Below are 20,892 nucleotides of genomic sequence, written 5' to 3' on the forward strand. Positions count from 1 at the left end.
GCGGTGCCTTTGGCGACAGGCCGGAGGTCAAGTCGATCTTGGATGCGCTACGACGAGCCCGCGGCCTTTGTCAGCCAGTTCGAATTTCCGCTCAGCTCAGGCTGAATAGCGGGGATGATGCCGCTGCGGCGCCGAGCTCGTCAGCGCTGGCGAGTAGCCATGGAGCGATTTCGGCCATTCGTTCCAGCGTCATGCGTATCGTCGGACCCGCAACGCTGATCGTGCCGACAGGTTGGCCGACCCCGCGCTTGCGAATAGCCGTGGCCATCGCCGAGGTCCCGATTTCATAGGCTTCCGTGACACAAGCATAGCCCATAGCGCGGGTCCGTTCGACTTGCGCGAGCAATTGCTCGATCGTCGTCGGAGCATTCGGGCCGAGGCCCGGGCGGTGCAGGCCTTGCTTCTCGACGACCGCTCGCACCTGCGCGTCGTCGAGGCTTGCGAGCCAGGCCTGCCCGTTCGCGGTAGCGGCGAGATAAACCTCGGGCTCCGTGTGCGGAACGTAGAACAGTCCGCTTTGTGCGCTCTGGGATTTGGCCACCCAGGTCAGGTGATCGCTTTCGACGACCGCGAGCCTCACCAGTTCTCCGGTCCGCTTCGCCAGATCGTCGAGAATGGGCTGAACGAGGTCGGTGATGCCGCTGGTTCCGAGATAGGCGAGCCCCAGCGCCGCCAGCTTGACGCTGAGACGCACCGCGCCATCCGGCGTGCGGAAGACGAAGCCGCCCTCGGCGAGCCCCTGAACCGTCCGCTCCGCGGCAGCCTGCGGCATCTTCAGGAGTTGGGCCAACGCGCGCGGTGTCAGGCCGCCCGGATACTGCGCCAGTGTTTCCAGCATGCCCAGGGCTCGAATGCGGCTGGACATGTCAGTGAACCGGTTCGGCGAAGATCGGCAATCCCGCGCCGGCTTCGGCGATCGCCGCGGCTGTCTCGCGCAGCGCCGGCAGGATGTAATCCATCGCCGCGCTCGTCATGCGAATGACGGGGCCGGCGACGCTGATCGTACCAATCGGGCGTTTCGAGCGCTCGCTGAAAGCCGCGACGGCGATGGCCGAGGTTCCCGGCTCGTAGGTCTCGAAGATCTTGGCGTAGCCCAGTTCCCGCGCGGTCTCGACGAAGCTCAACAGCGCGCGCATCGTCCGGGGCGCGTTGGGGCCGTAGCCGTCGCGCTTCACGCCCTGTCTGGCGACCAGTTGCAGGACCTCGTCCTCTTCCAGGCAGGAGAGCCAGGCGTGGCCGTTCGAGGTCGCGGCCAGATACACCTCCGCGCCCTCATCGGGATTGTACAGCAGCCCGCGCCGCGCGCCCTGGGCTTTCGCGACACGGATCAGCTTCTCCTCATGGATCACGGCCAGCGTGACCAGTTCGCCGGTCCTGTCCGCCAGCCGATCGAGCAGGGGCTGGATCCGGGTGGTCACCCCGGCGGAGGCCAGGTGGCTGAAGCCGAGCGCCACGATCTTCGCGGTGAGCCGATATGCCCCACCGTCGAATTCCTGGCGGATATAGCCCTCGTCCTTGAGGTCCGCGAGCAGCCGATGCGTCGCGCTGCGCGGGATCGCGAGCGTGTCGGCGATCGTCATCAGCGGCAGGCCGCCGGCATGACGGGACAACAGCTCGATAATCGCGACGGCCCGATCCATGCTCGCTCCATTCCAATTGGACTCTATTCAAAATGGAATGATGTGTCACCTGCTTGACTCGAATGGAACAATATCATTTATGGAATTAATTCCAATTTATCGAGCGGGCGCGATCCGGTGGCGGCAGCCTTCCACAGCGGCGATACGAGCGATCTTCCTGCCATCCCAGCGGGGACGGCGATCAGTGGCCGCACGCGCCTCTTTGCGGTGCTCGGAGATCCGGTCGCCCAGGTGATGGCGCCGGCGATGATGAACCGTCTCTTCGCCGAGAGCAGGGTCGATGCCGTGATGATCCCGGTGGAAGTGTTCTCCAGTGATCTCGCGGTGGTCGTCGGAGGCTTGAAGCGGATCGCCAATCTCGACGGCATCCTCGTCACCGTCCCGCATAAGCTCGCAGCTTGCAGTCAGGCCGATCGGCTGAGCCACGCCGCAAGGCTGGCGGGCTCCGTCAATGCGCTGCGGCGCGAAGCCGACGGCATGTGGTCCGGCGACAATTTCGACGGCGAAGGCTTTGTCCGGGGCCTCCTCCGCGCCGGCCGCGCGGTTGCCGGCAAGCGCTTCGCCCTCGTCGGAGCGGGCGGGGCCGGCGTCTCGATCGCCGTGGCCGTGTTACAGGCAGGGGCGTCGGCGCTGTCGATCGTCGACACAGATCCTCCCCGTGCCGTGGCGCTTGCCGGCCGCCTCGCCGCACATTGGCCGGGCCGCGCGCAGGCGGCCGAGATCCTCGATCCCGCAAGCGACGTGGTCGTGAACGCCACACCGCTGGGATTGCGCGCGGACGATCCGCTGCCCTTCGGGCTCGATGGCCTGCCGCAGCATGCCGTCATCGCCGACATCATTATGAAACCGGCCGAGACGCGGCTGCTGCGGGAGGCCGCGGCACGCGGCCTCGGCACGCATCCGGGGCTCCCCATGCTCAGCGAGCAGATCCCTCTCTACCGGGAGTTCTTCCGCATCCCCTGAGACAACGACCCTGGCAGCAGACCGGGGCGCCTGGAGGAAAACTTTGACCTATCAGTTCGATTTCTCGGCCTTGCTTCCCTATTGGGAGCAATTGCTGCGCGGCTGCTGGCTGACGATCCTGCTCTCCGCCATCTCGATTTCGGCGGGGCTCGCGATCGGCATCCTGACCGCTCTCGCCAAGCAGAGCCGGTTCGCGGCGGCGCGGATCGCGGCCAGCACCTATGTCGAGGCCATCCGGAACACACCGTTCCTGGTGCAGGTCTTCTTCATCTTCTTCGGCCTGCCGGCGCTCGGCATCAGCTTCCAGCCCTGGAGCGCTGCCATCCTGGCGCTGAGCCTCAATTGCGGGGCCTTCTCGGCGGAGGTCATCCGCGGCGGGATCGACGCGATCGCGCGCGGCCAGTACGAGGCCGGCACGGCACTCGGCCTCAAGCCGCTTCAGATCTTCCGCCACATTATCCTGAAACCGGCGCTGCGGATCATATTCCCGGCTCTGTCCGGCCAGTTCGTCCTGACGCTGCTGACGACCAGCATCGTCTCCTCGATCTCGGCGGAGGAACTGACCTCGATCGCCCAGTCGATCGATACGCTGACCTTCCGCAGCTTCGAGATCTACATCGTCGCGACGATCCTCTACCTGACGATGTCGTTCGGCTTCGCGACTTTGTTCAAGCTGATCGACCGCGTCTATTTCTCCTATCCGGTGAAGTGAGGGCGCCATGATCAGGCAATTCGGTCTGCCCGAAGCTCTCGCCATCCTCTCGGGTGTGCAGGCGACGATCCTTCTCTCCCTGATCGCCTTCGTCGGCGGCGGTGTCATCGGGCTCGCCGTCGCGCTGATGCGCACCTCGGAACGGCCCTGGCTGCAACGCTGCGCCGGCTTCTACATCGACTTCTTCCAGGGGACGCCGCTGCTGATGCAGCTCTTCCTCGTGTTCTACGGGTTGCCGGTGCTCGGCTACAAGGTGAACCCCTGGGTCGCGGTCGCCATCGGCTTCACGCTGCATGCCAGCGCCTTCCTCGGCGAGATCTGGCGCGGCAGCATCCAGGCCGTGCCGCGCGGGCAGACTGAAGCCGCCTATGCGCTCGGCCTGAGCTACGCCTCACGCATGCGCAACGTCGTGCTGCCGCAGGCGATGCGGATCTCCGTCGCGCCGACCGTCGGCTTCATGGTGCAGCTCATCAAGGGCACTTCGCTCGCGGCAATCATCGGCTTCGTCGAATTGTCCCGCGCCGCCCAGATCATCGCCAGCGCGACCTACAAGCCGCTGCTCGCTTATGGCTGCGCGGCGATCGTCTACTTCGTCCTCTGCTTCCCGCTTTCACGCCTGAGCATGCGCCTCGAGAAGCGCTTCGCCGTAAAGACCTGACGGCCCCTGAAAACAACATTCAACCGGAGGAAACACGCATGAACTGGATTCAGACATTCCGGCGTACGGCGCTGGCTTCGGCCATCGTGCTGGCAGCCGCATCCGCCATGGCGGGCGCCGCCGCGGCGCAGACGGTGGAGGCGATCAAGAAGGGCGGCGTGCTCAAGATCGGCTCGCAGGTCTCCCAGGTGCCGTGGGGCTTCAGCGACGCGTCGGGCAAGCTGACGGGCTTCGACATCGAGCTCGGCGAGATGCTGGCGAAGGATCTCGGCGTGAAGGCCGAGGTCACCCCCGTCACCTCGAGCAATCGCGTCGCCGCGCTGCTGACGGGGCAGGTCGACGTGCTGGCGGCGGTGATGGGCATCTTCGCCGACCGGCAGAAGGTGGTGCTGTTCTCGCGGCCCTACACCACCAACGATACGATCTATATAGGCAAGGCCTCGGCCAACATCAAAGGCTGGGACGATCTGAAGGGTGTCCGGGTCGGCGTCCCACGCGGGACACCGCAGGACATCGCCATCACCAAGGCGGCGCCGGCCGGGGCGACGATCCAGCGTTTCGACGACGACGCCGCGACCGTGCAGGCGCTGATCGCGGGACAGGTCGACATGATCGGCGGTGCCGCGACGCAGGTTCCGAACATCGCCCAGGTCGCCGGTCCCGGCAAGTTCGAGCAGAAATTCATCGTGGCGCGCGCCTACAACGCCTTCGCGGTGCGGCCCGCCTCGCGCGAATGGGCCGATTATCTCAGCGATTTCGTCGCCCGCAAGCTCGCGAGCGGCGAATTGCCGGCCCTTTACAAGAAGTGGATCAGCGGCGAGCTCGCCCAGATGCCGACGACCGGTGAGGGCGAGGCCGCGCTCCCGGTTTCGATGGTGCAGTGATCTGCGCGCGGGCGGCGTCGTCGCCGCCCGCCGCTTTCCAGAGTGAGCAAGACTTATGTCAGTCACCCCTGATCAACGAAACGGCACAGGCACGCCTCCGGAGACCCCGATCATCGAGATCGCGGGGTTGAGGAAATGGTTCGGCACCTTCCAGGTCCTGCAGGATATCGCGCTGACGGTCGCGCGCGGCGAACGCATCGTCATCTGCGGGCCATCCGGCTCGGGCAAATCGACCCTGATCCGCTGCGTCAACAGCCTTGAGCGCTATCAGGAAGGCCGCCTCGTCGTCGACGGGCACGATCTCGGAACCGGCCAGAAAGCCATCGACACCGTGCGCGCCGAAGTCGGCATGGTATTCCAGCAGTTCAACCTCTTTCCCCATCTGACGGTGATGGAGAACTGCATGCTGGCCCCGATGAAGGTGCGTAGCATGCGGAAGAAGGAGGCGCAGGAACTGGCGATGCACTTTCTCGCCCGTGTGCGGATCGCCGACCAGGCTCTGAAATATCCGGCGCAGCTTTCCGGCGGCCAGCAGCAGCGCGTCGCGATCGCCCGCGCGCTCTGCATGACGCCGAAGATCATGCTGTTCGACGAGCCGACCTCGGCGCTCGACCCCGAGATGGTCAAGGAGGTGCTCGACACCATGGTCGGCCTCGCGGAGGACGGCATGACGATGCTCTGCGTCACCCATGAGATGGGCTTCGCCCGCAAGGTCGCGGACCGCGTCATCTTCATGGACGCCGGCCTGATCGTCGAGATCGGCAAGCCCGAGCCCTTCTTCGCGAACCCGCAGAGTCCCCGCACCCAGACCTTCCTCGGGCAGCTCCTGCACTGACGCATCGCAAGCCGCGCGGGCGGCGCCCATCGCCGCAGCCGTTTTCCAAAGGGACCCATCATGCTTCCGGGCAAGTTCTACGAAGAGATCCAGATCGGCGACGAACGCCTGACGCCGCGCGTCACTGTCACCGAGGGCCATGTCCTGGCCTATGCCGGCGTCGCCGGCGATTTCTCCCCGATCCATATGGACGAGGTTTATGCCCAGTCGACGGTGTTCGGCGGGCGCATCGCCCATGGGCTGATGGGGCTCTCACTGACCGACGGCATGAAGGTGCAGTCCGGCTTCTTCCATGACGGCATCGCGCTCGGCTGGAGCTGGAACTTCAAGAAGCCGATCCGGATCGGCGACACCTTGCAGGTGAAATTCCGCGTCGCCGACATGCGCATCCCGAAAAGCCGCAGCGACATGGGAATCCTGATCGTCGCGATCGCGCTCCTCAACCAGCATGGCGAGGTGGTCCAGGAGGGCGAGCACCGCCTGATGGTACCGCGCAAGCCAGAAGCCACCTTGGCGGAGGCGCGGTGATGACCCGCAACAAGTTCATGACGGCCGATCAGGCCGTCGGGCTGATCAAGGATGGAGACACCGTCGCGCTCGTCGGCGGCGGCGGCGGCCTGATGGAGGCCACCCACACCTTCCGGGCGGTTTCGCGCCGCTTCCTCTCGACCGGCTATCCGCGCCAACTCACCGTGCTCCACGCGCTCGGGATCGGTGACAAGAAGAGCGAGGGGATGAACCACTTCGCGCATGAGGGGCTGGTCAAGCGCGTCATCGGCGGCCACTGGGTCTGGTCGCCGAAGATGCAGGAGATGGCCCGCGACGAGAAGATCGAGGCCTATGTCCTGCCGAGCGGCTGCGTGATGCAGCTTTATCGCGAGATCGGCGGGCAGCGGCCGGGCCTGTTCACCCATGTCGGGCTCGGCACCTTCGTCGATCCGCGGCATCAGGGCGGCAAGATGAACGCCTCGGCGAAGGAAGATCTCATCGAGGTGGTGAATCTCGGCGGGCAGGAACTGCTCTGGTACAAGTCCTTCCCGATCAACGTCGCGATCATCCGCGGCTCCTTCGGCGATGCGGATGGCAATATCAGCCTCGACCAGGAGGCGGCGAATGTCGATGTCTATGCGGCCGCCCTCGCGGCGCACAACTCCGGCGGCATCGTCATCGCGCAGGTCCGCACGGCGGTGGACGTCAACTCGCTGCCGGCACGGTCCGTGCGGGTTCCCGGCGCCATCGTCGACGTGGTCGTCGTCGATCCCGACCAGCGCATGAGCTACGACCTACCCTACGATCCGCTGATCTCCGGCGAGCGCCGCGGCCCGACCCTGCTCGATCCGCCGCAGCCGCTCGACGTCCGTTCCCTGATCGCGCGGCGAGCCTATCGGGAACTGACCGAGGGCGACGTCATCAATTTCGGCGTCGGCATCGGCGAGGGCGTCGCCAAGATGGTGGCGGAGCGCGGCGAGGTCGGGCGCTACTACCAGACGATCGAGCACGGGACCTATGGCGGCTCGCTGCTGGTCGGGCTGCTCTTCGGCTTCGCGCGCAGCGCTTCGGCCATGATCGACGGGCCCTCCCAGTTCGATTTCTATGCCGGCGGCGGGCTCGACACCGCCTTCCTCGGTTTCGGAGAGCTCGATGAGGCGGGTGACGTCAACGTCTCCAAGCTCGGCGGCCTGACCGTCGGTCCGGGCGGCTTCATGGACATCGCCCAGAATGCGAAGAAGGTTGTGTTCTGCGGGACCTTCGACACCAAGGGCAGCAAGCTTCAGGTCGGCGACGGCAAGCTGACGATCGCGCAGCACGGCCATGTGCGAAAGCTCGTCGGCAAGGTCGAGCAGATCACCTATTCCGGCAGGCAGGCGCTGAAGCGCGGTCACAAGGCGGTGTTCGTGACGGAGCGGGCTGTCTTCCACCTCGAAAACGAGGGGCTCGTCCTGAGCGAGGTCGCGCCGGGGGTGGATATCCGCCACGACATCCTCGAACGGATGGACTTCATGCCGCTTATCCCCCGCGATCCGAAGCTCATGGACAGCGCGATCTTCACCGACTGAACCAGCCTTCGATCCGTTCCGAGGACATCATGGATTATCGTAATCTCGGTCGCACCGGCCTCAAAGTATCGCGCATCGCGCTGGGCTGCATGAGCTATGGCGACCCGACGCGCGGCAACCATAACTGGGTGATGGGTGAGGAGGAGGGGCGCCCCTTCATCCGCAAGGCGCTGGAAGCCGGCATCAACTTCTTCGACACGGCGAACGTCTATTCGGACGGCGCGAGCGAGGAGGTGCTCGGTCGGGCCATTCGCGACTTCACCCCGCGCGACGCCGTCGTCATCGCCACCAAGGTCTATGGCCGCATGCGCCCCGACGCCAATGGGCAAGGCCTGTCGCGCAAGGCGATCTTCGCTGAAATCGACGCGAGCCTGAAGCGTCTCGGCACGGACTATGTCGATCTCTACCAGACCCATCGCTGGGACTACGAGACCCCGATCGAGGAAACGCTGGAAGCGCTCAGCGACGTCGTCAAGGCGGGCAAGGCCCGCTATATCGGCGCCTCGTCCATGCATGCCTGGCAGTTCATGAAGGCGCTGGGCTTGCAGCGCCAGCACGGCTGGGAGCGGTTCGTCTCGATGCAGAACCATCTTAACCTGCTCTACCGCGAAGAGGAGCGGGAGATGCTGCCGCTCTGCCGTTCCGAGGGGATCGGCGTCGTGCCGTGGTCGCCCCTGGCGCGCGGGCGGCTGACGCGGCCCTGGCAGGACGAGCCCGCGACGGCGCGCGCCGCAGCCGACGAAGTCGGCAAGGGCTTCTACGATAAGACGAAGAGCGCGGACCGCGCCGTGGTCGAACGGGTCGGGGACATTGCGGAGCAGCGTGGCTTGCCACGCGCGCAAATCGCTCTTGCCTGGCTGCTTCAGAAAGAGGGAGTGACCGCCCCGCTCGTGGGGGCGACTAAGTTGGCACAACTTGAGGATGCCCTGGCGGCGCTGACGCTCAAGCTTTCCGATGCGGAAGTCCACGCATTAGAAGAGCCATACGTTGCCCACGAAGTGTCAGGCTTTGTCTGACACCGAACCGGCTCGCGCCCATCGGTTAGCGATGTCGGTCACCAATGCATTTGGCCTAACCGCCCAGGTGCCGGTTCGGTCGGTCTACTTGGCCGGCGGCGGGCATGACTTCAGTTCTGAGCGGTCCGTCGAGACTATGACGCGGGCAGGCGCAGCAGAGTGCGAGCCTCTGCGACCGAGGCCGGGTGCCGGCCGTATTCCGGGCACAGCGCGGCGACGCGCTTCACGAGAGCGGCGTTCGAGGGAGCGAGCGTTTCGCGGTCGAGCCTGACATTGTCTTCCAGTCCGGTGCGGTGGCCGCCGAGCTCAAGTGACCAGCGGTTGAGCGTGATCTGGTCGCGCCCGATGCCGGCGCCGGTCCAGATCGCGGCAGGCGTCAGGCGCTTGAGCGTCGCGATGGAGAATTCGAGGGAGGCACGATCGACCGGCATCGCGTTCTTCCACGCCGTCCTTCTCCATCGCGGCCGCCTTGAAGATCATCGACAGGTCGAACGCCTCGATCTCGGGTTTGACGGCGTGGCTCAGCATCTCGGCAGCGAGCCAGTCGATGAGCTCGGGGCTGTTCTCGTAGACGCGCGTCGGGAAGTTGCACGATCCCGTCGAGAGCGACGCCATGTCGGGCTTCAGCGGGATCATGCCGCCACGCTCGCGGCCGGCACCCGATCGGCCACCGGTCGAGAACTGCACGATCATGCCGGGGCAGTGCTGGCGCAGCCCCTCGAGGAGGCGCGCGAAGCGCTCCGGATCGGAGGTGGGCGTGCCGTCAGTCTGGGCCTGTGTGGCTAGCCGGCATTCCACAGTCAGCTACGGGACCGGTCCCGCTCTGGCGGCGAAAGCGCTACCTAGACTGCCCGAAACCGGACGCTGCGGACGTCAGGAAGTGGCCAACGTCGGTCGCAACACAGGCTGGCGGTCAATGTCCACGATGGGTCCGATTTCGGCCATCACGCGCCGCGTTCGGTAGGTCCGCTCTCGGGCAAGGAGCCAGAGTCCCCTTCTGGCGCAACACGGCCTTGAGATTTCCCCTAGCAAGCGATGAGCTGCAAGGCCGCAGATTGGGTCCAATGCGGATCAATGGTTCTTCCCCATGGAGCTGTGTCAGATCAGCCCGTCAGCGAGTTTCTCCGACAGCATGATGGTTGGGAGGTTGGTGTTGGCTCGCGGTACGCAGGGCATGATCGAAGCATCAATCACATGCAGCCCCTCGACACCGTGGACGGCGCCGTCGCGTGGCGAGACGACGGCCGCCTCGTCGTCGGCGCGCCCCATTCGGCAAGTGCCGGAGGGATGATAGCCGCCGATGGTGTGCTTGCGGATCATCTCCTCCATCGCATCGTCGTCTTCCAGCGCCGTCGGGATGTCGTCGCCGCTGGCGAAGAGGCGGTCGACCAGCAGCTTGCGCAGCGGTCCCGGTCCTTCGGTCAGAAGGGCAGGCCCCAGCGTGACCAGCCAGTTGCGCAGGTTGACGCCTCCGACGAGCTTGGCCATGGCGCCATGGGTAGCAGCAAAGGGGTTGCTGCAGGCTTGCCGCAACTCGTTCGAGGCATAGAGCGACCACATCCGCCGCACCGCCAGCTTCATCCGTGCCATGTCGCGCGGGTCGGACAGCATCTGGAAGGCTATCTCGGGTCGCCCGGTCGGGTTTTCCGGATTCAGCCGAACCCAGCCGGTAGAATAGGGCTTGTTGATCCAGCTGAAGAGCGAGCCGATGCGCCTGCCGATCGGGTGCCAGGCCGATTTCGAGACGACGACCATGAACATGTCGCCATGCCCGCAGCCCTCGACCTCGGAGGAGTAGCGCCAGGCCGCCTGAACATGACGTCGCGGTGTCCTGCCCAGACGATGCCCACGCCGAATCCATGACGACATCGCCATCGAGGGATGCTCGTTCAGGTTCCGACCCACCCCTGGCAGATGCTGGACAACGGTAACGCCCGCCTCCTTCAGATGTTCGGCATTCCCGATGCCAGCACGCAGAAGCAGCGCCGGGCTTTCGAGCGCCCCGGCCGACAGGATCATCCGGCGCGCCGCGATATGCTCTTCGCCGATCTGGACGCCTGTGACGCGCCGACCGTCCATCAGCAGGCGATCGACCTTGCTGTTGGAACGGATCGTTAGGTTCGGCCTGCGGCGGGTCGCGGCGTCGAGATAGCCCATCGCGGCCGAGCAGCGCGAGCGGCGATCGGTCGTCAGCGACATCGGGAACCAGCCATCCTCGAAGACCGCATTCTGGTCGCCGATATTGCGATAGCCTGCGGCCGTCAGCGCCTGCATCGTCGCGCGGGTAAAGCCGGGCCATTCCTCGGGCATGACCCGGCTGATCGTGATCGGGCCGGACGAGCCGTGCAGCGGCCCGTCATAGTCCATGTCGGTCTCGAGCTTGCGGAAATAGGGCAGAACCCCTTCCCAGCCCCAGCCCTCGGCGCCGAGCGCTGCCCATTCGTCGTAGTCGGCCGGTAGCCCGCGATTGCCGATCTCGCCATTCATGCTGGAGCCACCGCCGATCACGCGCGGCTGGATGTAGGGCTTCACTGGCGAGCGGGCGGGATCATTATGCGAGAGTGGCATCAGCCGGGCACGCAGGTCGCGCCACTGATAGGCGGAGTTGAAGGCGGCACGATAGGGATAGACGTCGCGAATCTCGTCGGGCTCCAGCCCCGGCTGGAAATCAGGTCCGGCCTCGATCAGGAGGACGCGGTTCTTGCCCGACGCCGAGAGCCGGTTGGCCAGCACGCAGCCTGCCGGCCCACCACCGACGATGATTTCGTCGTAGGCCGCGGTCATTTTGCGGCTCCGCCGCCCTTCTTCAGGGTGAATTCCTGATAGGCGGTGCGGTTGGCGAGAATGTAGTCCCAGTCGTACTCGACGCCGAGGCCGGCCCCATCGGGGACCGGCATGCAGCCGTCCTCTCCGATATCTTCCAGCGCATCGCTGTAGCCGGAGCCGAAGACCGGCGGCACGGGATTGGCGACACCGGGAGCGACGAGGGAGAGCTCGTACCAGCTCGAATTCCGCATCGCGGACATGCAATGCCGCTGCGCCGGGCCGGCGGCGTGGATCTCGCAATCGAGGCCGAAAGCCTCGGCGAGGTGCGCGACCTTCATCGTGCCCGTGATGCCCATGTCGTAATCGGGATCGACGCGCATGTAGTCCGTCGCCCGGTCCCGGAGCCAGGCCGCCTTGCTCTCGAGGCCGCGTACATGCTCGGTCAGCATCAGCGGGGTGCGGACGCTCTCCTTGAGTTGCCGGGCCGCGTGGGGGGACCAGCCGGCATCCATGAACGGGTCTTCGTACCAGAGATAGCCGCCCTCATCGCAGGCCTTGCCGACATAGATCGCGTCGGCCAGCGTGTGCAGCTCGCTCGCGGCGTCGTACATCAGCTCCATCCGGTCGCCGACGCGCCTGGCGCAGAGCAGCAGGTTCGCGGCCTCCTCCTTCGGGTCGCCCTCACCCCAGCCATGGATCTTGTAGCCGCGATAGCCGAGCGCGAGGCACTCCTCCGCGAAATCGGCATAGGCCTCGATGCTGTCGAGAATGCCGTCGCGGCCGCCGTTCAGCGTGCTGGCATAGGTCGGAAGCCGCTGGCGGTAGCCGCCCAACAGCCGCCAAACCGGACGATCGACCGCCTTGCCGGCGAGGTCCCACAGCGCGATGTCCAGCGCCGAATGGCCGATCGCCATGTAGTGCCGGTGGGCGCGCTTGAGCTTGTTGTAGATCGCCTCGCGCTCCTCGGCGTCCTCGCCCAGGATCAAGCCGGCGGCAGCCTTGACTTGGCCGACCATGACACCGTTCTTGCCGCTGTGGACGCTGCAATACTCGCCGCGATGCCCGCCGTCGGTCTCGATCCGAACGGCGAAGGCCGTCAGCCGCGACTGCGCGCCCTTCATCACGCTGCGGTTGCCGCTGGCATCCACGCCGAGCCCGTCGACCGTATAGCCGAACTCATGGATCTCGATCCGTGCGATCCGCGCTTCCGGCCGCGAGCCGATCAATCTGTTCATGGCGGTTCCTGACAATTTCGGCTTGCAATGAGCAAAGCTGTCTGACAACATAATTTTAAGCAGACTGATTTGGAGCCGTCAACGGGACAAGACGCCAGATGGACTCGGAGGAAAGCCGCTCCGCGATCGCCTACAGGCAGATCGCCGGCTACATCGACAATGTCGCGGATGGGGCGCGACTGCCGCCCGAGGCGGATTTTGCCGAGATGTTCGGCCTGTCGCGGGCCAGCATCCGCGAGGCTCTGGCGCGGCTGCGGGCCGAGGGCATCGTCCGCTCGCGCAAGGGCTCGGGCACCTATGCGGTGCGCAGCGGCGCGCCCGAAATGGTCAGGCTTTCAGCGATTTCCTCGGTGCGCGAACTGGCCCAGTGGCACGAGGTGCGGCTTGCGCTGGAAAGCGAGGTCGCGGCCCTGGCGGCCGACCGGCGAACCGAGGAGGACTTAGCGCGGCTTGTCGCGGCGCAGGAGGCGCTGCTCGCCAGCCTGCTGACCGGGCGGGGCGAGCGCGAAGACGTCGCCTTCCACGCGGCGCTGGCGGTCTGCGCCCATAATCCGAAGCTGTCTGACGCCTTGGGGCGGCTGACCTCACACATCTTCAGCTGGGGCAATCTTTCAGCGCAGCGCTCCGTGCTGACCATGGCGGAGCGCCGCGAGCTGATCGCGCTAGAGCACGGCGCCATCGTCGCCGCGGTCGCGGCGCGGGACGGGGATCGCGCCCGCGCCGAGATGCGCCGTCATCTTCTGGCTGGCCGCACGCGCGTGCTCAGCGACCTGCAAATGTAAGCAAAAACCGATCGGGGAGGATCCAGTCCATGAAAGCGATGGTCTTTGACAGAAGGTCGGTGCTGCGTGCCGGCGCGGCGGGGCTGGCCTTCGCAAGCCTGCCGAAACAGGCTGGCGCACAGGGCCTTTCGGGCACCGTTCGGGTCTGGACCTTTCTCGGGGCGGATGGGCAATCGCCGCGCGAGGTCGTGCTGCGCGAGATCATCAAGCGCTTCAAGGCAGCGCATCCCAGCGTCGATATCCGGATCGAGTCCCAGCCCTTCCAGGAGCTCGAGGTGAAGTTCGTCGCCGCCTCGGCCCAGAACCGCGCGCCCGATGTGATCTGGATGCGCGACACCTTCCTCGATCTCGTCCAGCAGCGCGGCGCGCTCGCCAATCTCGACGACCTGCTGTCAGCCGATTTCAAGGCGAAGGTGCTTCCCGATCTCTTCCCGGTCTTCGTCGAGAAATCGGTCTTCAACAAGAAGCGCATCTCCCTGCCGCTCTGGCCCAGCCCTGCCCAGGCGATCTTCTACCGCAAGGATGCGCTGTCCGAGCTCGGCCTCGATACCCCGCCGCTCACCTGGGACGCTTTCATCGCCGCCGCCGGCAAGCTGACCAAGGGCGAGCGTCTGGGCTTCGGCCTGCCGACCAACGACAACAGCGTCTCGGCCTTCATCAACATCATGACCGGCTTCGGCCCGACGATCTTCGATGCGGCCACAGGGCAATTCAACGTGACCGGCCCCGAGGCCAAGGAGGCGGCCAATGTTGTCAGACAGCTTGTGGCGAACGGAGCGCTCTCGCCGACGCTGCTGAATGCGATGGGCGACGATATCCAGGACCAGTTCGCCTCCGGCCGCTTCGCGATGGTGCAGGCCTTCGCGCCGCGCTTGCAGCAGTACAAGCAGATCGCCGCCGGCTATAACGGCAAGGACCTGGCGGTGACGGCTTGGCCGGCCTTCGGCACGCGCCCACCAGCGGTGCTGCTCGGCCCCTACTGGACGGTGGGCATCTCCGCCAAATCCGCCAACCTGGCCGCGGCGACCGCCTTCGTCGAGAGCCTGTTCAGCGCGGAGGCGTCGCTGGAATGGGCGAAGACCGCAGGCCTCGTGCCCGATCGGCGCTCCGTGCTGAAAGATCCCTATTTCGCGACGCCGGCGGCGTCCGACATCCACGCCTTTACCGCGCTGCTCTCGGCGCCGGGCGTGCTGACCTTCCCGCAGCGCATGCCCAACATCACCAAGGTCTTCCCGGTGATGAACACGGCCCTGCAGGAGCTGATCGGAACCAAGGAAAGCGTGGACGCCATTCTCGAACGGGCGAAATCCACGCTGGGCTGGTAGCGCACCATGCATGCCATGCCTCTCGCGAAGCCGCGGAGCCTCGACGCCGTCGCGCGCCAGGCCCGGCTGGTGGGCTCGTCGCTGGTGGCGCCGGCCCTCCTGCTGGTCATCGCCATCAACATCCTGCCGGCGCTCTACGGATTCTACCTGAGCCTGCACAAGGTCTTCTTCTTCGGGAACGAGGGCTTCGTCGGCCTCGGCAACTATGTCGAGCTCTTCCGCGATCCATTCGCTTGGCAGGCGATCGGCCGGTCGCTGCTCTTCACCTTCGCGGCACTGGCCGTCGCCGTGCCGCTGGCGCTACTGGCGGCCATGGGCATCCGGCGCCTCGGCCGCTGGGGCAGCGTCCTGCTGACGGTCCTGCTGGTGCCCTGGGCGATGAGCCCGATCGTCGTCGCGCTGTTGTGGAAATGGATCCTGGTGCCGTCGCCCGGCGGACTGGTCGGCGCGGCCTTCAATGCCTTCGGCCTGCCGCCGCGGGACCTCCTGACCGACCCGCTGCTGGCCATGCCGACGCTGATCATCGTGGCGGTCTGGCGCAACTTCGCCTTTGCCACGATCATCCTGATCGGCGGCCTCGGCCAGATCCCGCGCGATCTCTACAAGGCGGCCGCAGTCGACGGACTCGGCTCCTGGGAGAGCTTCCGCAAGATCACGCTGCCGCTGCTCGCGCCCTCGCTGCTGATCGTGATCTCGATGCTGACGATCAGCTATTTCAACGAGGTGCAGCTCATCATCGGCCTGACCGGGGGCGGCCCGATCCGCCAGACCAGCACATTGGCCTATGCGCTCTACCACACCGGCTTCGTCGAGCTCGACCAGGGGCGCGGCAATGCCATCGCGGCCGTGATGTTCCTGATCAATATGGGGCTGATCGCCATCTATATTCGCATCCTGGGCAAGCAGCCGGGAGCTGCCGCATGAAAATCCTGTCGCGCGCCTCGCTTCTCGTCGCCTGCCTGCTGGCCGGCATCGTCGCCCTCGGCCCGATCCTCTGGGCCGCCTCGACCTCGTTCAAGGCGACCAGCCGCATCTTCGCGGTTCCGCCCGAACTCCTGCCGCAAAGCCCGACTCTGGAGCACTACGTCAAGCTGGTCGCCGAAGGTGTCCACTGGGCCTTCCTGAACAGCTCGGCCTATACGGTCGCCGCCGTGCTCCTCGCGCTGATCCTCGGCGCGACCGCAGGCTATGCGCTGATGCGCTATCCTGTCGCGGCCAAGCCTGCGGTGCTGCTCGTCTTCCTCGGGACGATGGCGGTGCCCGGCTTCGCCGTGCTGCTGCCGACGCAGATGCTGGCGACCAGCATCGGCCTGCACAATACCTGGGCGATCCTGCCGATCCTCTATGCCGGGCACATCCTGCCCTTCGCGGTCTGGGTCACGCGCTCGCATTTCGCCACCGTTCCGCGCGAGCTGGAGCAGGCCGCCGAGATGGACGGCTATTCGCGAGCCGAGGCTGTCTGGAAGGTCGTGCTGCCCGGCGCGAAGCCCGCGCTGCTGGCGGCGGCGACCTTCGGCTTCCTGCATTGCTGGAACGACTACGTCACCGGCTCGACCATGGTCGATGCGCCCGAGCTGCGCACGCTCCAGGTCGCGCTGATCTTCTTCCAGGGCTTCCACGGCCGCGACTGGGGCTCGCTGATGGCGGGCGTGATCATCGCGACGATCCCGCCGGTGGTGGTCTTCCTCCTGTTTAGAAAATTCCTGATCGGCGGTTTCGCCGACGGGTCCGTCAAAGGCTGAATCATATGACCGAGGCACGGCCGAACCCGGCCCAATCCGTCCGCTTCCGCAATGTCGGGAAGAGCTACGGCTCCGGCTGGGCGGTGTCGGGCGTCAACATCGCCATCGAGCCCGGGCAGTTCGTCACGCTGCTCGGCCCCTCCGGCTGCGGCAAGAGCACGACACTCAACATGATCGCCGGGCTGGAGACGCCGACCGAAGGCCAGATCATGATCGGCGGCCGCGACGTCACCACGATGAAGCCGGCCGACCGCGACATCGCCATGGTGTTCCAGTCCTACGCGCTCTACCCGCATATGACGCTCTACGAGAACATCGCCTTCCCCTTGAGGGCGCGGCGGCGCCGCACGCCCGAGGCGGATGTCGACCGCAAGGTCCGTGCAGCCGTGAAGATGCTCGGCCTCGAGGCGATGCTCGACCGATTTCCGCGCCAGATCTCGGGCGGCCAGCGCCAGCGCGTCGCACTCGGCCGGGCCATGGTGCGGACACCCACCGTCTATCTGCTGGACGAGCCGCTCTCGAATCTCGACCAGCAATTGCGGGTCCAGATGCGTTCCGAGCTGAAGGACATCCATCAGCGGCTGGGCGCCACCATGCTCTACGTCACCCACGACCAGAGCGAGGCGATGACCCTGTCGGACCTGGTCGTGGTCATGTCGAACGGCCGGATCGAACAGGCCGGCAGTCCGCGCGAACTCTACAACAACCCGGCCAATCTCTTCGTCGCCCGCTTCCTCGGCGAGCCCGGCATGAACATTCTCGACGGCGAGGCCGAGGCCGGGCGGCTGCGCGGGGCAGGCTTCGACATCGCCCTTCCCGCGGTCGCGGAGAAGGCCGGGCGCAAGATTTCAGTAGGGCTTCGGCCGGAGGACCTGCAACACGACCCGTCCAAGACGGCAGTCATCCGCGGCACGGTCCGCACCGTCGAATATCTGGGCTCACGCAGCCTCGTCCGTGTCGAGGTGGGCGAGCGCCTGATTGCCGCCTTCCTGCCGCCTTCCGTCGACCTTCCGGCCGGCGCCGCCATCGGCTTGTCGCCGGCCGATCCGGACAAGGCGCGCTTTTTCCAAACCGATGGCGGCGCTTCGCTGCATTACCATCAGAACCTTGCAGGCTGAGCCCATGAACAGGATTTCCCTCGACGATCAGGTCGCGGTCGTCACCGGCGGCGCGCAGGGGCTGGGTCTTGCCATCGCCAAGCGGCTCATTGCGTCCGGCGCGCGCGTCAGCCTCTGGGATCGCGACGCGGACGAACTGAAGAAAGCGCTGGCGCTGCTCGGCCCCGCGGCTTTCGCCAAGCCGGTCGACATCACCGATCTCGACGGCCTGGCGCGCAGCCATGGCGAGGTCGAAGCCGAAATCGGCCCGGTCTCGATTCTCGTCAACTCGGCCGGCATCGCCGGCGGCAACGCACCACTTGACGCCTATGACCCGGAAGAGTGGCGCCGCGTCGTCGAGGTCAACCTGAACGGCACCTTCTACGTGAACAAGGTGGTCGTGCCCGCCATGAAGGCGCGGAATTACGGGCGGATCGTCAACATCTCCTCGGTCGCGGGCAAGGAGGGCAATCCCAACCTCGCAGCGTACTCGGCCGCAAAGGCGGGCGTGATCGGCCTGACGAAATCGCTGGGCAAGGAGCTCGCCGGCTACGACATCGCGGTGAATGCGATCTCGCCTGCTACCGCCAAGACCCGCATCCTCGATACGCTCAAGCCGGAATTCATCCAGTACATGCTGTCGCGCATTCCCCGCGCCCGCTTCCTCGAAGTCGACGAGGCCGCCGCCATGGTCGCATGGCTCGTCAGCCGCGAGAACAGCTTCACCACAGCTTCGGTCTTCGACCTTTCGGGCGGCCGTTGCACGTACTGAGCACGGGAGGCACTATGACGCTGGAACGGGCGCAGAGCCTGATCGCCGCGGCTCTCGCCGCTGGCCGTGCGCGCGGAACCAGGCCTCTGGCGGCCGTGGTCGTCGATGCCGGGGGCCATATCGTAGCCTCAGCCCGTGAGGACGGGGCCACGATCGCCCGGCACGACTTCGCCCTGGCGAAGGCCTGGAGCTGCATCGCGCTCGGATTGGATACGCGCGACCTCGTCGAAAGAGTGGAGGCAAATCCAGCCTTCTTCTCCGCAGCCGCGACCCTCTTGTCCGGCAGGTTGCTCCCTGCCGCCGGCGGGGTACTGGTTCGCGAGGATGAACAGATCCTAGGCGCGCTCGGCGTCTCCGGCGACGCTGCAGAAGTGGATGACGCCTGTGCAATTGCTGCCATTGGACGGTGAACTGGCGAGCGAACAGGCTTCGTGGCTTGGTTCGAACCGAGATTGACACCCCTTTGCAGCTTTTGAGCAGGCCTTCGATGTCCGTTTCAGGACAGATGTTCAAGGTCCGCTTATCGGCGATCAACCGATGTCTGGTTCTGGCGCATTTCACCCGGTCACGTTTCGGGGCAATTTGGCCCTTTCCGGAGGCCGAGCCTCACCCCCCAGCTAACATTCTCGCGACGTGTTTCGCAGAACCAAATTGCCAGCCTCGATGACGGGAGCCGCCGAATGAGCTTGCTCGACGCCTTTACTGCTTCCGAGAACCCTGCGGGCGTGGTGGCACGATAAAGCCTCCGGATTGATGCGCCCACAGGTCGGCGTAGAGCCCGCCGCGATCAAGCAATTCCGCATGGGAGCCTTGCTCAACAATGCGCCCGCCATCCATCACCACAAGTCGGTCCATGAGTTGCAGCGTAGAGAGGCGATGTGCGATAGCGATGACAGTCTTCCCGCGCATGAGATCTGAGAGCGCATCCTGGATCGCGGCCTCGACCTGCGAGTCGAGGGATGGCGTCGCCTCGTCGAGCAGGAGAATCGGGGCGTCCTTCAGGATCACCCGTGCGATGGCGATGCGCTGGCGCTGTCCGCCGGAGAGTTTGACGCATCATCCGCTCATCGGCGTCGTGGCGGGCGTAGAGGATGTTCTCGCCGATGGAGCGGTGCAAGAGCGAGGAATCCTGAGCCACCATCGCGATCCGTGCGCGCAGCGACTCTTCGGTGACGCAGGCGATGTCCTGACCGTCGATCAGGATTCGACCCGATTGCGGTTCATAAAAGCGGAGCAGCAGATTGACGAGCGTGGACTTGCCCGCGCCCGAGCACCCGACCAGACCGATCTTTTCACCGGCGCCAACGGTCAAGGATAGCCCGTCCACCACGCGGTGCGGCTTCGTGTAGTGAAAATGCAGATCCTCGAACCGAATCTCGCCATGTGGAGCCTCGAGCGGACGCGCGTCAGGCTTGTCGAGCTGGCTCAGCGGCTGCGCGATCGTCTTCATTCCTTCCTGCACTACGCCGATATTCTCGAAAATGCCTGCGATTTCGAACGCCACCCAACCTGACATGGCGATGATCTGGGTTGTCAGAAGAAGGGCGGTCGTCAGCGTGCCCGCATCGACGCGCCCCTGCGAGAAAAGCCAGACGCCGATCCCGCCAGTCGTCGCCAACAGGATCGCGTTGAGGCAGACCAGGCAGAACATAGACGGTATTGAGTCGCTGCTGGCGGGCGAAAGTGGCCTGGAAGCGAAGGAAGCCGTCGCGAATATAGGCGTCATCATCGGTCCGGCGCCCGAACAGCTTGACGGTCATCATGTTGGTGAACGTGTCGACGATCTTGCCGGAGATGGCCGAGCGCGTCTCCGAGGTCTCGCGCGACCGGACCTGCACCTTCGGCAGCGTGTAGGCGAGAAGTGCACCGTAGAACAGAAACCAGACCATCATCGGTGCGGCGAGGCGAATGTCCTGCGTGCCGAGAAGACCAATCGCGGTCGCGCCGAAAATGAGTATCTGCCAGACCGCGCGAACGAAGGAGACGATACTATCCCGCAGCGGCCGGGCCGTCTGCATGACCCGGTTGGCCAAACGCCCGGCGAAGTCGTCATGAAAGAAGGCGAGCGGCTGGCGGACGACGTGCCAGTAATTTTGCCAGTGAACCAGCGTCGTGAAAGAGACGGCGATCGAGTGGTTCACGAGCAGGCGAAACAGGATCGTGCCCAGCGGCCGCACCACGAGCACGATCGCCGCCATGATCAGAAGCAACTGGCCAGCAGCGTCGAAAACGCGCTCGCGCGGTACCGACGACAGGACAGAGACGAGGCGCCCGATAAGATAAGGCACCACTGCCTCAATGACGGCGAGCGCAAAGTGGGAGGCTCGCCCGGAGGCGAGGCTGTCGAATCCACAAGAGAATCGAAGAACCTGAACATCATTCCTTATGATTATTACGGTGCCGACGGT

General features: G+C 65.5%; 20 protein-coding genes and 2 pseudogenes. 15 read left to right on the forward strand and 7 right to left on the reverse strand.

Annotation, left to right across the window (positions count from 1 at the left end):
* Positions 1–91: 91 nt before the first annotated feature.
* Both FQV39_RS30890 and FQV39_RS30895 read right to left on the reverse strand, forming a co-directional pair.
* On the reverse strand, positions 92–865 hold the full coding sequence (locus tag FQV39_RS30890; RefSeq protein ID WP_149134296.1) for an IclR family transcriptional regulator: 774 nt from the start codon (positions 863–865) through the stop codon (positions 92–94).
* A gap of 1 nt (position 866) precedes the next feature.
* A complete protein-coding gene (locus tag FQV39_RS30895) occupies positions 867–1,580 on the reverse strand; it encodes an IclR family transcriptional regulator (protein WP_248313515.1) in 714 nt (237 codons plus the stop codon).
* Positions 1,581–1,757: 177 nt separating this feature from the next.
* Here FQV39_RS30895 and FQV39_RS30900 point away from each other — a divergent pair, with 177 nt between their 5' ends.
* From FQV39_RS30900 to FQV39_RS30935, 8 genes are read left to right on the forward strand one after another with little or no spacing between them, the layout of a single operon-like run.
* Positions 1,758–2,603: a shikimate dehydrogenase family protein gene (locus FQV39_RS30900; RefSeq protein ID WP_248313516.1), complete on the forward strand. Its 846-nt coding sequence runs from the start codon at positions 1,758–1,760 to the stop codon at positions 2,601–2,603.
* A gap of 43 nt (positions 2,604–2,646) precedes the next feature.
* On the forward strand, positions 2,647–3,315 hold the full coding sequence (locus FQV39_RS30905; RefSeq protein WP_149134298.1) for an amino acid ABC transporter permease: 669 nt from the start codon (positions 2,647–2,649) through the stop codon (positions 3,313–3,315).
* A gap of 10 nt (positions 3,316–3,325) precedes the next feature.
* Positions 3,326–3,973 carry an amino acid ABC transporter permease gene (locus FQV39_RS30910; RefSeq protein WP_472840681.1) on the forward strand — a complete coding sequence of 216 codons (648 nt, stop codon included), beginning with the start codon at positions 3,326–3,328 and terminating at the stop codon, positions 3,971–3,973.
* Positions 3,974–4,011: 38 nt separating this feature from the next.
* Positions 4,012–4,857: a transporter substrate-binding domain-containing protein gene (locus FQV39_RS30915; RefSeq protein ID WP_149134300.1), complete on the forward strand. Its 846-nt coding sequence runs from the start codon at positions 4,012–4,014 to the stop codon at positions 4,855–4,857.
* Positions 4,858–4,912: 55 nt separating this feature from the next.
* A complete protein-coding gene (locus FQV39_RS30920; RefSeq protein WP_187640357.1) occupies positions 4,913–5,692 on the forward strand; it encodes an amino acid ABC transporter ATP-binding protein in 780 nt (259 codons plus the stop codon).
* A gap of 60 nt (positions 5,693–5,752) precedes the next feature.
* Complete coding sequence (locus FQV39_RS30925; RefSeq protein ID WP_149134301.1) at positions 5,753–6,220, forward strand: MaoC family dehydratase; 468 nt, start codon at positions 5,753–5,755, stop codon at positions 6,218–6,220.
* Positions 6,220–7,749 (forward strand): acyl CoA:acetate/3-ketoacid CoA transferase, encoded by a 1,530-nt coding sequence (locus FQV39_RS30930; protein WP_149134302.1) that lies wholly within the window; start codon positions 6,220–6,222, stop codon positions 7,747–7,749. Before FQV39_RS30925 ends, FQV39_RS30930 begins: the two co-directional genes overlap by 1 nt.
* Before the next feature lie 29 nt (positions 7,750–7,778).
* Complete coding sequence (locus tag FQV39_RS30935) at positions 7,779–8,765, forward strand: aldo/keto reductase (RefSeq protein WP_149134303.1); 987 nt, start codon at positions 7,779–7,781, stop codon at positions 8,763–8,765.
* Between the two features lie 134 nt (positions 8,766–8,899).
* Here FQV39_RS30935 and FQV39_RS30940 read toward each other — a convergent pair.
* The 3 genes and pseudogenes from FQV39_RS30940 to FQV39_RS30950 form a co-directional block, all read right to left on the reverse strand.
* Positions 8,900–9,530: pseudogene (locus tag FQV39_RS30940) on the reverse strand (beta-keto acid cleavage family enzyme); the annotation flags it as partial.
* A gap of 333 nt (positions 9,531–9,863) precedes the next feature.
* A complete protein-coding gene (locus FQV39_RS30945) occupies positions 9,864–11,549 on the reverse strand; it encodes a GMC family oxidoreductase (protein WP_149134304.1) in 1,686 nt (561 codons plus the stop codon).
* Complete coding sequence (locus tag FQV39_RS30950; RefSeq protein ID WP_149134305.1) at positions 11,546–12,766, reverse strand: enolase C-terminal domain-like protein; 1,221 nt, start codon at positions 12,764–12,766, stop codon at positions 11,546–11,548. The genes FQV39_RS30945 and FQV39_RS30950 overlap by 4 nt, the downstream gene beginning before the upstream one ends.
* A 98-nt stretch (positions 12,767–12,864) precedes the next feature.
* On the opposite strand from FQV39_RS30950, the gene FQV39_RS30955 reads away from it, so the two are divergent.
* The 7 genes from FQV39_RS30955 to FQV39_RS30985 are packed head-to-tail and all read left to right on the forward strand — an operon-like array spanning position 12,865 to position 18,894.
* Positions 12,865–13,548: a FadR/GntR family transcriptional regulator gene (locus tag FQV39_RS30955; protein WP_149134306.1), complete on the forward strand. Its 684-nt coding sequence runs from the start codon at positions 12,865–12,867 to the stop codon at positions 13,546–13,548.
* Between the two features lie 29 nt (positions 13,549–13,577).
* Positions 13,578–14,873: an ABC transporter substrate-binding protein gene (locus tag FQV39_RS30960; protein ID WP_149134307.1), complete on the forward strand. Its 1,296-nt coding sequence runs from the start codon at positions 13,578–13,580 to the stop codon at positions 14,871–14,873.
* Positions 14,874–14,888: 15 nt separating this feature from the next.
* Positions 14,889–15,797 (forward strand): carbohydrate ABC transporter permease, encoded by a 909-nt coding sequence (locus FQV39_RS30965; protein WP_187640358.1) that lies wholly within the window; start codon positions 14,889–14,891, stop codon positions 15,795–15,797.
* Entirely contained in the window at positions 15,794–16,615 is an 822-nt protein-coding gene (locus FQV39_RS30970; protein WP_149134309.1) for a carbohydrate ABC transporter permease, read from the forward strand. Before FQV39_RS30965 ends, FQV39_RS30970 begins: the two co-directional genes overlap by 4 nt.
* A gap of 5 nt (positions 16,616–16,620) precedes the next feature.
* Positions 16,621–17,733 carry an ABC transporter ATP-binding protein gene (locus tag FQV39_RS30975; protein ID WP_149134310.1) on the forward strand — a complete coding sequence of 371 codons (1,113 nt, stop codon included), beginning with the start codon at positions 16,621–16,623 and terminating at the stop codon, positions 17,731–17,733.
* 4 nt (positions 17,734–17,737) lie between these two features.
* On the forward strand, positions 17,738–18,484 hold the full coding sequence (locus FQV39_RS30980) for an SDR family NAD(P)-dependent oxidoreductase (protein ID WP_149134311.1): 747 nt from the start codon (positions 17,738–17,740) through the stop codon (positions 18,482–18,484).
* Between the two features lie 14 nt (positions 18,485–18,498).
* The gene (locus tag FQV39_RS30985) at positions 18,499–18,894 is read left to right on the forward strand and encodes a GlcG/HbpS family heme-binding protein (protein WP_149134312.1); all 396 of its coding nucleotides are present in this window, start codon (positions 18,499–18,501) and stop codon (positions 18,892–18,894) included.
* Positions 18,895–19,183: 289 nt separating this feature from the next.
* On the opposite strand, the pseudogene FQV39_RS34285 reads toward FQV39_RS30985, so the two are convergent.
* Together FQV39_RS34285 and FQV39_RS34290 are read right to left on the reverse strand one after the other, a co-directional pair.
* Positions 19,184–20,000 (reverse strand): annotated as a pseudogene (locus FQV39_RS34285) (ABC transporter ATP-binding protein).
* A complete protein-coding gene (locus tag FQV39_RS34290) occupies positions 19,891–20,772 on the reverse strand; it encodes an ABC transporter ATP-binding protein (RefSeq protein WP_349238600.1) in 882 nt (293 codons plus the stop codon). Before FQV39_RS34290 ends, FQV39_RS34285 begins: the two are co-directional and overlap by 110 nt.
* Between the last annotated feature and the right edge of the window lie 120 nt (positions 20,773–20,892).

Origin of the sequence: Bosea sp. F3-2 (assembly GCF_008253865.1) — a bacterium.
Taxonomy (GTDB): Bacteria; Pseudomonadota; Alphaproteobacteria; order Rhizobiales; family Beijerinckiaceae; genus Allobosea.

Coding starts and splice junctions, on each gene's coding strand:
- FQV39_RS30890 (WP_149134296.1), bottom strand. CDS start 865: ATGTCCAGCCGCATTCGAGCCCTGGGCATGCTGGAAACACTGGCGCAG.
- FQV39_RS30895 (WP_248313515.1), bottom strand. CDS start 1,580: ATGACGATCGCCGACACGCTCGCGATCCCGCGCAGCGCGACGCATCGG.
- FQV39_RS30915 (WP_149134300.1), top strand. CDS start 4,012: ATGAACTGGATTCAGACATTCCGGCGTACGGCGCTGGCTTCGGCCATC.
- FQV39_RS30920 (WP_187640357.1), top strand. CDS start 4,913: ATGTCAGTCACCCCTGATCAACGAAACGGCACAGGCACGCCTCCGGAG.
- FQV39_RS30925 (WP_149134301.1), top strand. CDS start 5,753: ATGCTTCCGGGCAAGTTCTACGAAGAGATCCAGATCGGCGACGAACGC.
- FQV39_RS30930 (WP_149134302.1), top strand. CDS start 6,220: ATGACCCGCAACAAGTTCATGACGGCCGATCAGGCCGTCGGGCTGATC.
- FQV39_RS30935 (WP_149134303.1), top strand. CDS start 7,779: ATGGATTATCGTAATCTCGGTCGCACCGGCCTCAAAGTATCGCGCATC.
- FQV39_RS30945 (WP_149134304.1), bottom strand. CDS start 11,549: ATGACCGCGGCCTACGACGAAATCATCGTCGGTGGTGGGCCGGCAGGC.
- FQV39_RS30950 (WP_149134305.1), bottom strand. CDS start 12,766: ATGAACAGATTGATCGGCTCGCGGCCGGAAGCGCGGATCGCACGGATC.
- FQV39_RS30955 (WP_149134306.1), top strand. CDS start 12,865: ATGGACTCGGAGGAAAGCCGCTCCGCGATCGCCTACAGGCAGATCGCC.
- FQV39_RS30960 (WP_149134307.1), top strand. CDS start 13,578: ATGAAAGCGATGGTCTTTGACAGAAGGTCGGTGCTGCGTGCCGGCGCG.
- FQV39_RS30965 (WP_187640358.1), top strand. CDS start 14,889: ATGCCTCTCGCGAAGCCGCGGAGCCTCGACGCCGTCGCGCGCCAGGCC.
- FQV39_RS30970 (WP_149134309.1), top strand. CDS start 15,794: ATGAAAATCCTGTCGCGCGCCTCGCTTCTCGTCGCCTGCCTGCTGGCC.
- FQV39_RS30975 (WP_149134310.1), top strand. CDS start 16,621: ATGACCGAGGCACGGCCGAACCCGGCCCAATCCGTCCGCTTCCGCAAT.
- FQV39_RS30980 (WP_149134311.1), top strand. CDS start 17,738: ATGAACAGGATTTCCCTCGACGATCAGGTCGCGGTCGTCACCGGCGGC.
- FQV39_RS30985 (WP_149134312.1), top strand. CDS start 18,499: ATGACGCTGGAACGGGCGCAGAGCCTGATCGCCGCGGCTCTCGCCGCT.